The organism is Candidatus Brocadia sinica JPN1, from assembly GCF_000949635.1.
Lineage (GTDB): Bacteria > Planctomycetota > Brocadiia > Brocadiales > Brocadiaceae > Brocadia > Brocadia sinica.
In genome coordinates, this window is sequence record NZ_BAFN01000001.1 from 3,717,363 (window position 1) to 3,734,252 (window position 16,890).

The following is a 16,890-nucleotide window of genomic DNA, read 5'->3' on the forward strand; positions in this document are numbered from 1 at the left end:
ACTATATCGAGTGTCAGTTGTGTTTTGAAAAATTCAGGGCATGAAATAAAATAAGAATGATATGGCAAAAAGTATTAGTATTTTTTCATTAGGGAGTTATGTTCAAGGTTCTGCTGTGTGGAAAGCTCAAGGAATATTATCAAATCAACCCGCGAGATAGCTGGCTTATGGAAGCAGCGATACGAAATCTGCCCATTTTTGTTCCAGGCTGGGAGGATTCGACACTCGGCAATATGTATGCAGCGCACTGCATTTCCAGCGAAATCAGGAATATTCACACAGTAAAGACCGGAATCGAGTATATGGTTTTACTGGCAGAATGGTACACACAAATCGCCCCGAAGGGACTGGGCTTTTTTCAAATCGGTGGCGGAATTGCTGGAGATTTTCCCATCTGTGTGGTGCCGATGCTTCATCAGGACCTGGGACGCCCCGATGTGCCACTTTGGGCATACTTTTGCCAAATCAGTGATTCGACAACAAGCTACGGATCGTATTCGGGCGCAGTGCCAAATGAAAAGATTACCTGGGGCAAGCTCGGCAAGGACTCCCCGAAGTTCATCATCGAATCTGACACCACCATCGTTGCGCCACTGATTTTTGCTTATGTGCTGGGATGGTAAATGCCGGCCATTCAATACGTGAAAAAGTAAGAATGATAACCAGGGATCATGGATGCCACTTTTTGATATTTGAATTTCTGCCTGATTTATTCCAATATTGCATTGTGTATTTCAATAAAGAAACTTTTAAGACTGGATCTCCCGATATATTTCAGTGCAGATAATTTTTATAGCCCTAATAATATAAATGTCTTACAGGGGAAACGGCAGATTGTTTTGGAAAATGGAATTGATTTTGCAAATTTGCCACAGTATGAGCAAATTATTTTGAGAACGAAGGAAGAGGAACTGTGTTGGTTTAAACGATCACGGTTATTCCGACGAAGTTCGTTGAAAGTTTGTTTCTCAATTTTGCCGGTGTAAAATTTCCGTCTTCAATTTTTTAAGCGTATGCAGCTGTGAGCAAAACGAACAAGATTCTTGCCTGTATTCAAATCCTCATTTTTCTCAGCCTCACATTATGTGGCAGCGGCATCACCTTCACTGTATCGGTGACGTCCGATGAATTTCCCTGTAAAGATCATAACTGTGGTTGCAAGTCGGCAGTTGATTGCAGGACGAATTGCTGTTGTTTGCCGCAGGGAAATCATGAAAAGTCTCACTACGGGGCAAAGAAACAGAAAAACGGCATTCAATCCTTTATCAGCAGCCTGATGTGTAAATCCGGTAGTGATGGAATCAGCGTGATAAACACCGAACTGAAATATGTCCTGGAAGATGATTTTGTAATTCCCCAAATAGCATTTTTGTATTTTCTTGCCAGCGATACCATGGTGCACATCTGTGAACCTATGGTATTACCTCCCGAAAAACCCCCTCGCTGTTCCATATAAAGTCCAACCAGCAGGTAAAGTAAACGCTTAAAGTAGCTGCACCGGGGATATTAGGACGAAAAATCTCCGCTACACTGTAATTTTGCTGTTCCTGGAAATGCTACACCCTGTCGGCTTATTTCATGTATAGAATTTCAATTACCCCCCCATAATCCCCTCCGTAAACGGGGAGAGACAGAGGGAAGTTGCCGAAGGCGTAATTCAAGGCGTTTACTCTCAATCAACTTGCTAAGCAATCCATGTGTTAAGGGAAAAGATAAGGTATGCAAAGAGACGTTTTGTTTATACCCGAGATACTCCATCATTCACAAATGGCTATATCTCCCGTGAGCTACCTTGTAAATTGGTCGTGAAAACATGAGATAAACATCAGGAATCTTATAACTGAAAAATTGGAGAAATAAACTTATGATAAATCTTAAAGGATACCCTGCCATAATTGCAATGTTAGGAACAATGATAATTTCGGGAAATGCTATGGCACATACAACGGTAATGTCGAAAAATACCCCCACTGATTACAGTAGCCGCAATGAGCTTGAAGGAACGACCGGCTTCAATTGGTTCAGTATACCCCATGGATGTTCTGCGTCCCATGGTGGAAAAGCCCAGCCTGTACGGGCACAAAGCGTTGTTTTTCCCAATGGCGCAGACTCCCTTGCTGAGCGTACGGATACGAAAGAATCAGTAAATCTTCAGGATCATATAGAAGGCAATCCCGTGATGGGTGCAAAGCCTGCCGTAAACAGCCTTTTCAAAAAGATCAGGACGTTGAAAGGTCCTGTTCCGGCATTTACCTCACACGGTTCAGTCTTAACAGAAGACGTAAGGGCCTTTGTGTTCACCAACGGCAAACTACAGGACGGTTACCTGGGAGTTATTCCGTGGAGTGCGTCATTTCCTAAATTCAAATCGGATTCGTGTGCAACTGCTTTGACCGTGTACATTGCTATTGCAAACTATTGTACAAATTCCAGGAATGAAACGGACGACGACCGCGCCGATATATGGATAGGCCGCTTAACGGAAAAATTTAGCGACCCCGACGTTGTGTCAGTGGACTTTTGGCCATATCTGAAAGTCGTGAGAGACCTGGAAAAAAATCCCCTTCCGGAGGGTTGTGGTGAAGGATTTGAGATTAGTGTGTATCCTTCCGACGAGGCGATCGATGAATTTTTACCGATTACGGGATATTGGCCCGCAGATGGCAACAGTGGCAATCACGGAGGACACGGAGGTGATGGAGGGCACGGCGGCCATAATCACTAATGCTGTTTCATAGTTCCCATGGTTTATGATAGTTTTGTGTTCATCCTGTGACTTGAATGCAGACAGGAAAAGGATAATCACTTTTGAATATCGATCATACGTTAAGGGAATTTAACCTTGTATGAGCAATTCATGAATTGCCCATACATGCAAATGCAGGAGCGCGGTTACCACGCACTTACAGTTGCCGAATAACGGCAGTAAACGACGATAAATACGTACACAAATCCCCCTAAATCCCCCTTTAACTAGGGGGAAAGGGGGATTGATTTGCTCGCGGGGCTGCCCTTTTCTGTTTATACGCCATTCAATTTTCCGAGGAGTTATCATGAGGATCTTTGGCACAATTTTTTTGTTTATCATTTTTACTTCCGGCGTTGTTTACGCCCACGGCGAGTGTTGTCTCTCAAGATCGCTTTTTGAGGCAACTACCTCAAATGTTACCACGGCATCAAATTTTGGTCTCTCACTTCAATATGAGTATACCAATATGGAGACCATAAGGGATGGTTCTGATCGTGTAGGCCACGATACTCTGCTGGATGATGTAGTCGCAGAATGGCCGAGAATGCCGGAAGATGGAAAAGTTTTTTCTATACCTACACGGATGATTATGCAAAAATATACCCTGCTGGGTACGTACTCTGCAACCAAGAGACTCCAATTCATGGCTACGGTTCCCTATGTTATCAATGATATGGACATGAGGATGGTGATGAGGAGTCCGATGGGCATGGATATGAGGATGGACATGGAGATGGATACCGTGGAAGGGTTTGGAGACATGACCCTTATGGGTCTTTACAAACCCTACATGGATAATCCTGATTTTCCAACAAAGAAGCTCACCGTTGGAATTGGACTAAAACTTCCAACGGGTAAAAACGACGAAGAGACAGATTCTGGCAACCTTGTTCACGCCGTGATGCAGCCTGGGACAGGTTCATGGGATCCCCTTTTTCTTGTTAACTACATGCATACGTTGTCTCCTGTGGTCTTTCAGGCCAATCTTCTGTATCATGTAACAACAGAAGGAGATGAGGGTTATGAATTTGGAGACAAGGTATCATTAGACCTTATCGCCAGGTACCCGATAATCGATTATCTAAACCCTGGACTAGAGCTCAATCTATTCTATGCAGGGCAGGATGCCGATCACGATGACAGATATTCAAGGCCGGATGTATCCCTTCTAGACAACCCAGACAATACAGGTATTACCTCTGTTTCAATTACGCCTTCTCTTCAGATAAGGATACCAAAGACGGGTGGGAGTATTGATCTGAAATTTCAACAACCTCTCTACCAGCATGCCAGAGGTATCCAACAGGTAGTGGACTGGAGGGCGATGGCTTCTATCGCATGGGCTTTTTAAGGGAGTGTCTTATCATGTGCGATTTTTCAGTTCAACGACTCTTGAAATACGTTGTTTGTTTTTTCGTTGCTGCCGTTTTTCTGATAACCGGGGCGCAGGTATCGTTCGCCGGTGGAAGAGATGAGGATGCAGTAAGCCATAACGCCGGGAAAGATTGTCTGACCAGCGGCTGTCATGCTTCCGGAGGATGGAAACGTTTTTCTCTTGGGGGAACGATTTACACGGATTCCGATGGTACTGATGCAAGGGCAGGCGCACACATTAACGTGATGGATGCAAACGGCATCATCGTCACTCTCACGTCAGATCAGTTAGGAAATTTTTACTCAGCTCAGAGTATGACAGCCCCTTTTCTGATATCGGTATCATACCGGGGACGCATGGTAAAGATGCCTGGCGCTGCCTCCGGCGGTGGCTGCAATGCGGACGGCTGTCATGTCGTTGGTTTGGCGGGAAGGGTTTCTATCAGCACGAAAGACCTTGATTTAGCTGGTACAGTAACCGGTGCAGATTACAAAAGCTCTACGGATGGCACAGTACTAGCAAATGCAAAGGTCAGTCTCAGCAGAAAGGGACGTATTAAATACAGGACAACCACCGACTCAGCAGGTGCCTTTACCCTGAAAAGTGTAAAGGCAAATGAATATACCCTGAAGGTCACCCGGAAGGGTTACAAGACATATAAGCAATCCTATGAAATGAAGCAAAAGGACGTTGCATCGCTGGAAGTTATGCTGAACAAGAAGTAATATTTCTGTGTGTTACCAATTACTTCGTAGCAGTTCACCCACCCTAAACCTCCTGCATCATTTGATTGAGTGTTCATCTGACCCTTCGACAATCTCAGGATATAGCGCCGTTCATGGTGAGCCTATTGAACCATCATGCTGAAGACTCACGGCGAAGTCTAGGGGGAGAAAAAATGGCAGTGATTACTTGCAAAAATAATTTAAATATAGTAGGCTCCGATTTATTTCTTTGTGAAGGGGGTCTACAATGCCAAGAAAAGCACCAATACCTTGCTGTTCTGAGAAAGACCGGCAGACTCTTGCCGAATGGGCCAACAGTCGGAGTATAGAGTGGCGGCTTGTTGAACGAGCTAAAATCATTAACATGTTACTTGACGGAGAGCAGGTGAATAAGGTGGCCACTGCTCTTGGGATATCCCAAAATACTGTTATTGAATGGCGTGACCGATTTATCGCAAACGGGATTAAAGGCTTGTATGATCTGCCTCGTTCCGGCAAACCACCGAAATATGATAAGGAGTTTCGCAATCAGGTTTTGAAGACATTGGAGCTTGTGCCGCCAAAAGGACAGGCAAGTTGGGACGGTCCCTCTCTTGCAAAGCATTTGGGAGCATCAGACGATGCTGTCTGGCGTGTTCTCCGAAAGGAAGGCATTTGCCTTGCACGGCAAAGAAGCTGGTGTGTGAGTACTGACCCGGAATTTGCGCCCAAAGCGGTTGATATAGTAGGCCTATACCTGTCCCCACCGGAGAATGCCATAGTGATTTCTGTTGACGAAAAGCCAAGCATTCAAGCTTTGGAGCGGGCCACAGGCTATGTATGTACAAGTAACAGAAAAATCGTGCGTGGCCTCAAAAGCGCCTATAAGCGTCATGGGATACTGAATCTGTTTGCAGCTCTCAATGTGGCAACAGGAACTATTCATGCGCAAACAACGGAATTAAAAAGACGAGTGGAATTTCTGGCATTCATGGATCAACTGCTTTTGGATTTGCCGGATAGCGATAAGAAAGAAATCCATGTCATTCTCGACAACTACTGTATTCACAAGCGAAATGAGAAATGGTTGGCAGTACACCCGAATGTTAAATTCCATTTTACTCCGACTTCTGCAAGTTGGCTCAATCAGGTGGAAATATGGTTTGGCATTCTTTCGAGAAAAGCTTTGAAGAACGCCAGCTTCAAAAGTATTGAGCAGTTGAGGTCTGCAATCGAGGCATTCATTGAAACTTATCAGCCTAATGCCAAACCTTTCGTATGGCGTAAGAGGGAAGTCAAGGGTTCGCAATTTAAAAATACTATAATGAATTTATGCAATTAAGCACTAGGTCGGCACTACAAGCCGTTTTGGAAATTTACCCCTGTAATATCAAGGGTTTCCCAGCTATACATGCCCAAAAATAATCATTTTTGGGTGCGAATTGCGAAAGTCGGGTTAATAGCCATGACTTGGAAGGATGCTATTCTCTATTCTTACAAAAAGACTGTCGGTAGTCGTAAAGGGAGGCTTTCCAGGGTTAAAGAACTGGCAAGCCTTTTGGACGAAAAAAGGGTACAGATGGTCTATATCTCCCAAACAGCCTCCCTTTACCAATGTGCAGGCGGTTGACTATTGGACGGCTACTACCGGTGCCACCTCTACCAGCCGTGTTTGGCTCGTGTACTTTTACATTGGTGGCTTGGGCGAAGGCTATAAGACTGGTACCGGCTATGGGCTATGTATGGAATGTGCGAGGTGGATATGGATATGATGGTTTTTAAATTGGGTATTTGAATATTTGATTATTTAGTTTGATGCAATCTGTGCTTTCAAATATTATTTATCAGTATGAGGCTTTACCTTGATGGTTCACAATAACCCCATCTTTTCATCAAATCCGCACATGACATTCATGTTTTGTACGGCCTGGCCGGAGGCTCCTTTGATAAGGTTGTCAATGGCGGAGAGGACGACGATGCGGCTTTCGGTGACCTTCGTTGCAATATCACAAAAGTTGGTGTAGATTACCTCCTTTGTCTTAGGCATTTCGTTACCCTCTTTGAGGCGAATAAAGGGTTCGTTACCGTAAAATTCCTTGTAGAGTTTGTTTACCTCATTGTCACTGAGAATCATACTAGCCGGCCTCATCTCATGCTTTGGCTTGGCATAGATGGTACACAGGATGCCACGATTCATAGGAACAAGATGGGGGACAAATTGAATAGATACCTTCTGGTTTGTCTTGATAGACAGGATATGTTCGATCTCTGGGCTGTGACGATGCCCTCCAACACTGTATGCCTCGATGTTCTCATTACATTCGCAATAGTGGGTATCTTCCCTGGGTTCACGTCCCCGTCCTGATACACCCGACTTTGCATCCACAATAATATCTTCTGGGAAGACAAGCCCTTTCATAAGTAATGGGGCCAAGGCCAATATCGTTGCGGTGGTATAACAACCCGGATTGCCTATCAGGTTGGTCTTTCTGATTTCCTCCCTGAAAAGCTCCGGAAGTCCATACACGGCTGTTTCTATTCCCTTGCTGTCTGTATGCTGTATTTTATACCATCTTTCATAAAGCGATTTGTCGCGAAAACGGTAATCGGCGCTAAAGTCTATAATCTTTATACCCCTTTGAATAAAGAGAGGGACGTATTGCATAGAAATAGTTGGAGGTAATGTGATAAAAGCAAAGTCAATGTTTTCTGGAACTTCTTTCTGCTCAATAGTGTCGCATCGCAAATCAAGCAGATTCTTTAAGGTGGGGAATATGTCTGATATCCTGGGGCGGTCAGTTCGGCGCACACCAAGATAGGTAATCTTTACCTCCGGATGGCGCAAAAGAATTTTTATAAGCTCAAGGCTTGTATAAGCCGTAGCACCAATGATTCCAACTTTTAACATGTTTAAAAAAGTAACCATAGATTTCACAGATGTCACAGATTTTTAATCATCTGTGTAATCTACGCAATCTGTGGTTTTAAGAGTTTTTTATTTGTCTGAAACTTGTATTATTAAACCTTACTAAAAATCCTTTTCTTTTTCACCGCCGGCTCTTTTGTCCCAAAAACAATAGGCAACATCTCGTCTACCTTTTCTACAAATACAAAATTCATCTCTTTCTTGGCGTTTTCAGGCACCTCGACAAGATCTTTTTCATTTCGTTTTGGCAAGATAACGGTGGTGATCCCTGCCCGCTTGGCCGCAAGCACCTTCTCTTTGATACCTCCTACCGGCAGAACACGACCACGTAACGTAATCTCCCCCGTCATGGCTACGTTGGAGAGAATTGGTGTTTCCTTCAGGAGGGAAATCAGTGCCATTGCCATTGTTACACCAGCAGAAGGCCCATCCTTAGGGATAGCGCCCGCTGGAATGTGGATGTGAAAATCGTATTTATTAAAATCCTTGAAGGTAATTCCTAGTTTCGCTAACTTGGCCCGAATATAACTCATCGCAGCTTGAGCCGATTCCTTCATGACGTCACCCAGTTGCCCTGTCAGCAAGAGTTTTCCCGTGCCAGGCATGAGAGTCGCCTCAATAAAGAGAATGTCCCCGCCGGCCTGTGTCCAGGCAAGACCCGTGGCTACACCTGCTTCCGAGGTCCTTTCCGCGGCTTCTGAGAAAAACTTGATAGGTCCCAACAAATTGTGTAACATATCGGCCGTTACGGTCACAGACTTTTTTTCTCCTGAGGCAATGTCCTTAGCCACCTTACGGCAAATATGGGCAATTTCTCGTTCGAGATTACGGATACCAGCCTCACGGGTATAATCACTGATAATGGTTTTGATGGCATCATCCACAATGGTAATCTGTTCATTCGTAAGTCCATGTTCCTTCAATTGCTTTGGTATCGTAAACTGTTTTGCGATAAATACCTTTTCATCGGCTGTGTATCCGGGAAGTTCCAGTACCTCCATTCGGTCCTTAAGTGCAGGTGGGATGGGATCCAGGAGATTTGCTGTGGTAATGAACATTACCTTTGAAAGATCGAATGGTACATCGAGATAATGGTCTGAGAATGAGTGATTTTGTTCTGGGTCTAAAACCTCAAGCAGTGCTGCCGAAGGGTCGCCTCGAAAATCAGCGCCCAGTTTATCAATCTCATCCAACATGAATACGGGGTTGTTGGAACCCACCTTTCGTAGACCTTGAATAATACGCCCGGGTAATGCGCCAATGTATGTGCGACGATGTCCTCGAATCTCAGCCTCGTCTCGTACTCCTCCAAGTGACATGCGCACGAATTTTCGACCAATGGCACGCGCAATCGACATCCCCACAGAAGTCTTTCCGGTGCCAGGTGGACCTACAAAGCACAAAATAGGGCCTTTCATATCCTGTTTTAATTTTCTGACAGCGAGATATTCCAGAATCCTTTCTTTGACCTTTTCCAGGTCGTAATGGTCTTCATCCAATACCTTACGGGCTGCTTGAATGTCCAGATTATCAGTTGTGGTAATTGCCCATGGGAGAGCGACCAGCAGGTCGAGGTACGTCCTGGAAACGGTATATTCCGCAGAGGCAGAGGGCATTTTGACTAGCCGGCTTAATTCCCGCTCAGCTTCTTTTTTTGCTTCAGGAGGCATTTTCGCCTCTTCGATCTTCTTGGTCAGTTCTTTGACCTCAATGGCACGCTCATCTCCCTCGCCCAATTCTTCCTGAATCGCCTTTAGTTGCTGTCTCAGGTAATATTCCTTCTGTCCCTTTTCCATCTCACTTTTCACCTGCGACTGTATCTTTGTGGCCATTTCCAACACTTCCATTTCACTCGTTATCAGGGCGGTTACCTTCTGTAATCTGGCCTTCACATTGATTGCTTCAAGTACCTGTTGTTTTTCCGGTACGCCAATATTCAGATGGGATGCAATCATGTCTGCCAAACGGCTCGGGCTGTCAATGTTGACAATTGCTATTTTTAGTTCTTCAGGTAGGGATGGTGCCATGGATATCATGCGGATAAACTGATCCGCAGCATTTCTCGCCAGTGCTTCTGTCTCCATATCGTTCTCAATAATATCTTCCAGAATGGCTACCTTAGCCTTAAAATAAGGCTCTGTTTGGATATATTCATCGATCTTGATCCTGCTGACGCCCTGCACCAGCATCTTCGCAGAGTTATCGGGCATACGAAGCATCTGGAGCACAACTGCTGCTGTGGCATAATCATACAGATCCGATTGTTTTACACCCCTAATGTCTTTGTCTTTTTGTGCCACAAGCGCCAGAAAGCGGTTCGCTGCAAGGACATTGTTCAAAAGTTTAATATCTCTTTCCGTAACAACGCTCAGGGCAGCCACCATCCCGGGAAAAACTACCGTGTCCTTAACAGGAAGGACAGGCATTTCCTTTGGTATTTTTAGTTTGTCAGGCTTGCTCTCTTCGGCGGGACTAGCTTCTAGGCTTGACGTGACTTTAGATTCTAATGGGTCTTTGTCTTTGTAATCTGCCATATAATCATACACCGTTTCAGAAAATAATTACCATAAGCTTATTGATGAAAATTAATTTTTATTGAAAATTTTTGGGATGATTGTTGCTGTGCCTTAGGTAAAATGACTTGCAGAAGGCCATCCTTATACGTGGCTTGTATATTGTCCATATCAATGGGTTTCGGAATGAATATACTCCTCTCGAAGTACCCGTAACGAATTTCTACCTGATAAAAGCATATCTTTTCGTGTGGAGCGGTATCCGTTATAAATCCACTGATGGTAAGGACTTCGTCTGAAAAGGAAACACGAATATCCTCCGATTTGGTGCCAGGCAAAGACATCTTTACCACCACTTCATTGGGAGTTTCATAAACGTCAGTAGGAGGTTGCCACGGAGTTGAAGAATTGGTAGGAATATTTTTGTTAAAGGCAAAAAATTCTGCAAAGAGTTTTTCCAGTTTATTTTCTTTTGCATCAGCCTTGTAGTTAATATTATTATAATGCTCCGACATCTTTAACCTGTTCGCCTCCATATTTTTATGAACGTGCAAGTTGGCACAAAAAAGGGTGAAAATATCATGGTAAAAAGAAAGTCATTTTCAATCGAAGGAAAAATCTTAAATATTTAAAACTGCAGAGATTCTTTGCCTCGATCGGAATGACAATACCTTACCTTAATAAAATATTACCAGGTGGAAAAACGAAATTACTATAACAATTTTTGTTTTCAAGTGCAAGAGGTTTAAATATACCAGACTTTTGATATGTGCAAGAAAATATATAAATTATGAAGCTACCAATAAAAAACCCCGCGTATACGCGGGGTTTTTTGAAGAAATGGTATATCCGATTTCATTGTTAATACATATCTCCGTACCCGCCGTATCCACCACCTGGCGGCATGGGGGGCATCTTCTTTTTTTCTGGTATTTTGCCCACGATAGCATCCGTTGTGAGAAGTAAAGTGGATATGCTGGCCGCATTTTGCAGTGCAGTTCTTACTACCTTTGTTGGATCGATAATACCTTCACTGACCATATCACAATATCGATCCGCACTGGCATCATAACCTTCGTTCCCTTTTGCGCTTTCCACTTTTTGTACAACTATGGCAGCGCTTACTCCTGCATTTGTGGCAATCTGTCTTAAGGGCGCCCTTAATGCCCTGCGGACAATATCAACGCCTACGGCTTCATCTCCGGCAAGTTTAAGTGCATCCAGGGCCGGGAGACACCTTAAAAGCGCTACACCTCCCCCCGGGAGGATGCCTTCTTCAACGGCAGCACGGGTCGCATGGAGGGCGTCTTCCACGCGCGCCTTCTTTTCCTTCATCTCGCTTTCAGTAGCAGCGCCCACATTAATTTGCACCACACCACCAGCCATCTTTGCTAATCTTTCCTGAAGCTTTTCTCGGTCATAATCTGAAGTGGTTATCGAAATCTCCTTTTTGATCTGTTCAATGCGGGCTTTTATCTTTTTGCTTTCCCCTGCCCCTTCAATAATGATCGTATTTTCCTTATCGATCTCAACTTTCTTTGCCCGACCGAGATCTTTGAGCTGGATAGACTCCATATTAATACCAAGGTCTTCAAAGACCGCCTGACCACCGGTAAGGATAGCAATATCCTCTAACATAGCCTTGCGTTTGTCTCCAAATCCTGGCGCCTTTACTGCTGAGCATTTTAAAGCTCCACGCAGTTTATTAACAACTAAAAGAGTTAATGCCTCTCCCTCTATATCTTCGGCTATAATCAAAAGAGCTTTTCCCGTTTGAGAAACCTTTTCCAGTATAGGTACCAATACCTTGGCAGTAGTAATTTTTTTCTCATGGATCAAAATGTAAGGGTCTTCCACTACGCATTGCATTGTATTTGGGTTCGTAACAAAATACGGTGATAAATAACCCTTATCAAACTGCAGACCTTCAATCCATTTCGCTTCGGTTTGCAGGCTTTTGCCCTCTTCCACCGTTATAACTCCGTCTTTTCCAACCTTTTCCATGGCATCAGCAATAATCTTTCCAATTTCAGTGTCGTAATTCGAGGCCACTGTGGCTACCTGCTCAATCTCCTTTCGCCCTTTCGTAGGAATACTCATTTCCTTTAACTTTTTTACCACCGCTTCGACTGCCTTATCAACACCTCGTTTGAGCGCCATCGCATTAGCTCCAGCCGTTACATTTTTCAATCCTTCAACAAATATGGCTTCTGCAAGTACGGTAGCAGTTGTGGTACCGTCACCCGCAACGTCGCTGGTTTTGGATGCAACGGATTTTACCATTTGCGCACCTATATTTTGCATATGGTCTGAAAGTTCAATTTCCTTTGCAACGGTAACTCCGTCTTTTGTAATGGTGGGTGAACCAAAGCTTTTTTGGATAACGACATTGCGTCCCCTTGGTCCCAGTGTAATCTTTACCGCATCCGCCAGTTGTTTTACGCCAAGCTTAACGGTTTCCAATGCATCATGATCAAATATAATCTTTTTCGCCGACATATCTCCGTATCCTCCAAAATTTTTCTACCGCTGATAAATGATGTTGTACGGTCAAACGTATTTAGCAAAATAGGTGCCGATACACCAGGATTACATCACCTCATCCAATGTTATTTTCCCAGTACTAACTTCTTATGTATCAAGTAAATAAATTATTCATAAAAGAAAAATGGATAATATTAAAAATCTTTACCATATAGATATGTCATTATGGCAGTACTGTGATTGAAGCAATTATTAGTTGTGTGTCAAATTGACAGGTATTATGTCTCTTGTACACAACATTTTTTTCTTGAATACCAATATTACGTATTTTCAGACCTGACAATACTAGATTGTTACATTTCAAATTTTTTTGCAATGGAATATACCGAAACTTTTCGGGTTTCTGTTGGGGAAGATGATCTCATGGAGATAGAGACTTTTCAGATACTGATTGGTCTGCTTTTTTTCGATTCCACCAAAGCTGATCGAATGGTGAAGCTTGCACCAGAATAAAGCCCATTTTTCGTTCATTGCTTTGGCATTTCCTTGGAGAGATGGCAGGGGGGCGTATTCTTTACCCAAAAAACTCCTCTCCTGCACTATATTTTTTATGGTTCAACAAAATCTTACAAAAATAGACGAGGTATTTTTCCAGATGTGAACAAAAGATCAAGTGAAATACGTATGCAGGATAAAAAATGGCTGGATAACAGGTATCTATCACCATTATTTGGGGATTATTTGCTCCAGGCTTACCTGGATAAAATAATAATTGCGTTTTATGTCTTATTTAAGAAACTAAATCTTATCTTTTCGCATAAAAAGCTGATATTATGGGGTGATGTTTTGGCTTCGTTTTAGAGTTAAAACCGTTTCTCTATCTGATGCTTTATTTTTTAGTTTGTGCGTAGGCTCTATACTTAGATGCAAATTTAGCAGCATTATCAATTGGCTGTTTATAATAGCTATTTAATAATTTTAACCTATCAATAGTTTCTTCGGGGGGTATTTGTCTGATTATCTTATTTGTATTTAGGTCTTTAACACTGGTGACAACGATCTCTAAATCCTTTTCTATTGAAAAGGCAACTTTTGTTCCTACGTTATGGGGCGTGACGGGCGAAGATGTTTTTTTGAGAGGGTCATTTATCGGTGATACTGCAGACGGAAGCCCATTCTTTTTAATGGGTACATCTTTGTTACTGGCTATTGTAATATGATCTTTGCATACGCTGACAGGATGGACATCATGAGTTTCCATACATCCACTCCTACAAATTTATACTCTCAGGATTGTCAAAATATTTTCCCGTTTATATGCTTATATTAAACACACAATATCCGAACACACTGTATTGTATATATAAGGCTATTCTTGAATATTTTGACAATCACAGTGAACAAGACGCTGCCTTATAAGCTGCATGGTTGTAACGTTTCAGTTTGAACGCTGTCTTGAACTTGAATCCATGTTTCTCGTAATTCTTTCAAAATCTTTAAGGTAGACTCAAAATTACCCAGTTTAACTTCCCGCATACAATACTCATACAATCTGAATAAGGAATTGGCGATTTCCGCATAATCAAAGTTGAGGGAATCAATTAATTCAGCAAGTACTGCACATGATTTGGCTTCGTCTTTGCGGTTGCAAGCAGCAATTCCCGCATCATAAGCTTTAATTAATAGTTGAACTGGATTTAACGTCATAATTTCCTGTTCTAGATAGGTATTGCTCATCTTTTTTGTAGCAATCATAAGTTTCTCATCCTCCTTATAAAAGTTTTTTTCTTTGAATTTTATAATTAAAGGTTTTTTACCCACATACATCAACGAAGAAAGGCGTGTTATTGATATGTTTTCCTAAATTACTTATGAAATACTTACCTTCTTTAATCTTTTCAAGATTGAGGGTAATGTCTTTAATACATTGCTTCATTAAAAACACATTTTCAGCGTCAAGGGAAACCGTAGCATCCAATAGCTGCCGGATTTTTTGTAACAGTTCGTTTGTTTGTAATTTCCATTCACTATTATCGACAATATCAGGAAATTCTTTAAGAGAATCGAAATATTTTTTTGATGCAACCAGTTTATCTATGAGTAACCCTCTCTCTTTTATTATGTTCTCCAGGAAATCCTCAGCACAGCCCTTTGTTAACATTGTTTTTAGTTCGTGGGTATAGCGGAAAAGCAAATGATAATCTTCTAGATGAGTTGCCAAGACTTTTATTATATCCTTTATTTCTTTTGATTTTCCAGGGCAGTACGAATTGTTTATATGTACCATGTTCAGCTTCTATGTGCCTTAGAATAATTGTGCGTTATATGTTGATTGTGTAAGTGACGTTATCTGATTACCCTGAAGCACAAGATTATTTAATAGTTCTTGCATTTTGTAAAATTGTTGACGGTACTGATTTTCTCTTATATTCAGCCGTGTTTCCATCCGGTCTATCCTGACATCGATATCTTCTATCTGCTTACTGATAACATCTTTCGTTTCGTCAATAATGGAGTTCCTTGTAGATGAAGAACTCTCCACAAAAGGCTTTAAAAGCGTCTCTATCTTTTTAGCGACACCATTTGTAGAATTAAATAAATCTTCAACCGCCTTGGAATTGGAAGTAATGGCATTGTCAAATTTAGTTGTATCTGATAAACTTACCTTTAAGCTGCTGCTGATGGTAATGCCAATTTCATTAAGGTAGTCAGGATTTCCTGCGGTAAGCCCTGTTATCTGTTCTGTTACCTTTTGAAATAATTGGCTTCTGAGAGAAGTAAAGGCCGCATTTCCTGCAAGTAGTCCCCGTGCTTTTGTGCTTGTATTTACACTCGATTTATCCTTTATATATTCTGTTACTGTATTAAATTTATCCAGGAGGCTGGTAATCTTGGATTGAATCGCACTTGTATCCTGCTTTACCGTTACGGTCGTATACGTAGTATCCGTGTAGCTTGTGACATTGGTATTTTTGAGAGTATAGGTAATACCATTTATTGTAAAGGTATTTGTACTTTTGGTTATTTCATCAGACGCAGCAGAACTATTTATAGTAAAATTTGCATCGGTACCTGCTGTTGCAGTTGCACCAGACAACTTTAGTACACTCATAAGGTTCCCACTTACATCTGATAAGGTAATTGTATCCGTGCTTCCGGTGGCTTTGGATTTAATAATCATTTTGTCAAGGGAGCTATCATAGAATGCGTTTACATTGGCTGTGGAACTGTTTATTCTAGAGATAACATTATCTAATGTGTCCGTATCAGTATTATATGTAATCGTTACGCCATTAATTTTAAAACTACCGCTCGTAGTACTGGTCAGTGTCGTATCGAAATTGGCCTTACTTAATAAGACATCACTCTGAATACCCGTATTGCCGTTACCGGTATACATACCAACGGTTACTTTTGCCTCAGTGAAAAACGGATTTGTTCCTGTCTCTGATATAACCAGATCCGTGCTTCCGCTCTTTTGTTCAATATAGAACTTATCTTCCGTTTTGTTATAATAGATGTTTGCATTTGCCGTGACATCAGTATTAACAGCATCCATAAAAGCCTGTACGGTATCGTAATCGGATAAAGTAAAAGTCTGACCGTTGATGGTTACCGTACCATCTGGAGTGTTTGTAAATCCAGCGTCAGAAAAACTTTTCGATACATCGATAACACCAGAACCTGGAGCTACCTTTGTGGTGCTTTTAGCGGCGGATTTGCTAATTAGTTCACCGGTGCTCTGGATTGAAGCGCCGGTGGCTAATTGTTTAACACGAATCTGAAATGTTCCCACAGCCGCGCCAGAACCTGCGGATGCTGTTAGTTTTGTTTCATCGCTGGAACTGGAGGTTCTTGAATTGTATATAGAACTTGTGCTGGTACTAGACAAATCTCTTGAGGCTGTTAGAAGATCGGAAAGTTTGGATTTTAAATCGTTATAAATATTTAAACTGCTATTAAGGCTGGTTTTTTTTGTATTCAGCGATGTCAATGGTCTCCGTTCCAAAGCCATAAACTGAGTAACCAATAGGTTGATATTGGAATTAGCACCAAACGCTGATGTTATAGATGATATGGCCATATTTTTAAACCTCCTGGGGAGGGTGTTTCCTAAAACATACACATGCTCTGTTCAA

15 protein-coding genes and 1 pseudogene are annotated in these 16,890 nt (G+C 42.2%); 7 read left to right on the top strand and 9 right to left on the bottom strand.

The window, feature by feature from the left end:
- Nucleotides 1-116: 116 nt before the first annotated feature.
- From BROSI_RS17050 to BROSI_RS20085, 7 genes and pseudogenes are all read left to right on the top strand, one after another.
- Nucleotides 117-623 (top strand): annotated as a pseudogene (locus BROSI_RS17050) (deoxyhypusine synthase family protein); the annotation flags it as partial.
- A gap of 398 nt (nt 624-1,021) precedes the next feature.
- Entirely contained in the window at nt 1,022-1,456 is a 435-nt protein-coding gene (locus tag BROSI_RS17060) for a hypothetical protein (protein WP_052564993.1), read from the top strand.
- A gap of 408 nt (nt 1,457-1,864) precedes the next feature.
- Nucleotides 1,865-2,725 (top strand): hypothetical protein, encoded by an 861-nt coding sequence (locus tag BROSI_RS17065; RefSeq protein ID WP_052564995.1) that lies wholly within the window; start codon nt 1,865-1,867, stop codon nt 2,723-2,725.
- A gap of 328 nt (nt 2,726-3,053) precedes the next feature.
- Nucleotides 3,054-4,100 (top strand): transporter family protein, encoded by a 1,047-nt coding sequence (locus tag BROSI_RS17070; protein ID WP_052564997.1) that lies wholly within the window; start codon nt 3,054-3,056, stop codon nt 4,098-4,100.
- Between the two features lie 14 nt (nt 4,101-4,114).
- Nucleotides 4,115-4,849 (top strand): carboxypeptidase-like regulatory domain-containing protein, encoded by a 735-nt coding sequence (locus BROSI_RS17075; protein WP_052564999.1) that lies wholly within the window; start codon nt 4,115-4,117, stop codon nt 4,847-4,849.
- 247 nt (nt 4,850-5,096) lie between these two features.
- Nucleotides 5,097-6,170 (top strand): IS630 family transposase, encoded by a 1,074-nt coding sequence (locus BROSI_RS17080; RefSeq protein WP_052565001.1) that lies wholly within the window; start codon nt 5,097-5,099, stop codon nt 6,168-6,170.
- A gap of 136 nt (nt 6,171-6,306) precedes the next feature.
- The gene (locus tag BROSI_RS20085) at nt 6,307-6,600 is read left to right on the top strand and encodes a hypothetical protein (RefSeq protein ID WP_157842598.1); all 294 of its coding nucleotides are present in this window, start codon (nt 6,307-6,309) and stop codon (nt 6,598-6,600) included.
- A 98-nt stretch (nt 6,601-6,698) separates the two neighbouring features.
- On the opposite strand, the gene argC is transcribed toward BROSI_RS20085, so the two are convergent.
- The 9 genes from argC to fliD form a co-directional block, all read right to left on the bottom strand.
- Nucleotides 6,699-7,754: an N-acetyl-gamma-glutamyl-phosphate reductase gene (gene argC, locus BROSI_RS17090; RefSeq protein WP_230400706.1), complete on the bottom strand. Its 1,056-nt coding sequence runs from the start codon at nt 7,752-7,754 to the stop codon at nt 6,699-6,701.
- A 92-nt stretch (nt 7,755-7,846) separates the two neighbouring features.
- Entirely contained in the window at nt 7,847-10,288 is a 2,442-nt protein-coding gene (gene lon / locus BROSI_RS17095; RefSeq protein WP_082059288.1) for an endopeptidase La, read from the bottom strand.
- Nucleotides 10,289-10,326: 38 nt separating this feature from the next.
- Nucleotides 10,327-10,782, bottom strand: a complete 456-nt coding sequence (locus tag BROSI_RS17100; RefSeq protein WP_052565006.1) for an Hsp20/alpha crystallin family protein — start codon at nt 10,780-10,782, stop codon at nt 10,327-10,329.
- A gap of 346 nt (nt 10,783-11,128) precedes the next feature.
- The gene (gene groL, locus BROSI_RS17105) at nt 11,129-12,766 is read right to left on the bottom strand and encodes a chaperonin GroEL (RefSeq protein WP_052565008.1); all 1,638 of its coding nucleotides are present in this window, start codon (nt 12,764-12,766) and stop codon (nt 11,129-11,131) included.
- A 345-nt stretch (nt 12,767-13,111) separates the two neighbouring features.
- Complete coding sequence (locus tag BROSI_RS20090; protein WP_157842599.1) at nt 13,112-13,333, bottom strand: hypothetical protein; 222 nt, start codon at nt 13,331-13,333, stop codon at nt 13,112-13,114.
- Between the two features lie 307 nt (nt 13,334-13,640).
- Entirely contained in the window at nt 13,641-14,012 is a 372-nt protein-coding gene (locus tag BROSI_RS17115) for a flagellar protein FlaG (protein ID WP_052565013.1), read from the bottom strand.
- Between the two features lie 152 nt (nt 14,013-14,164).
- The gene (locus tag BROSI_RS17120) at nt 14,165-14,506 is read right to left on the bottom strand and encodes a flagellar export chaperone FliS (RefSeq protein WP_157842600.1); all 342 of its coding nucleotides are present in this window, start codon (nt 14,504-14,506) and stop codon (nt 14,165-14,167) included.
- A 58-nt stretch (nt 14,507-14,564) separates the two neighbouring features.
- Nucleotides 14,565-15,038, bottom strand: a complete 474-nt coding sequence (locus BROSI_RS17125; RefSeq protein WP_052565017.1) for a hypothetical protein — start codon at nt 15,036-15,038, stop codon at nt 14,565-14,567.
- 18 nt (nt 15,039-15,056) lie between these two features.
- Nucleotides 15,057-16,835: a flagellar filament capping protein FliD gene (fliD, locus tag BROSI_RS17130; RefSeq protein ID WP_052565019.1), complete on the bottom strand. Its 1,779-nt coding sequence runs from the start codon at nt 16,833-16,835 to the stop codon at nt 15,057-15,059.
- Nucleotides 16,836-16,890 lie beyond the last annotated feature (55 nt).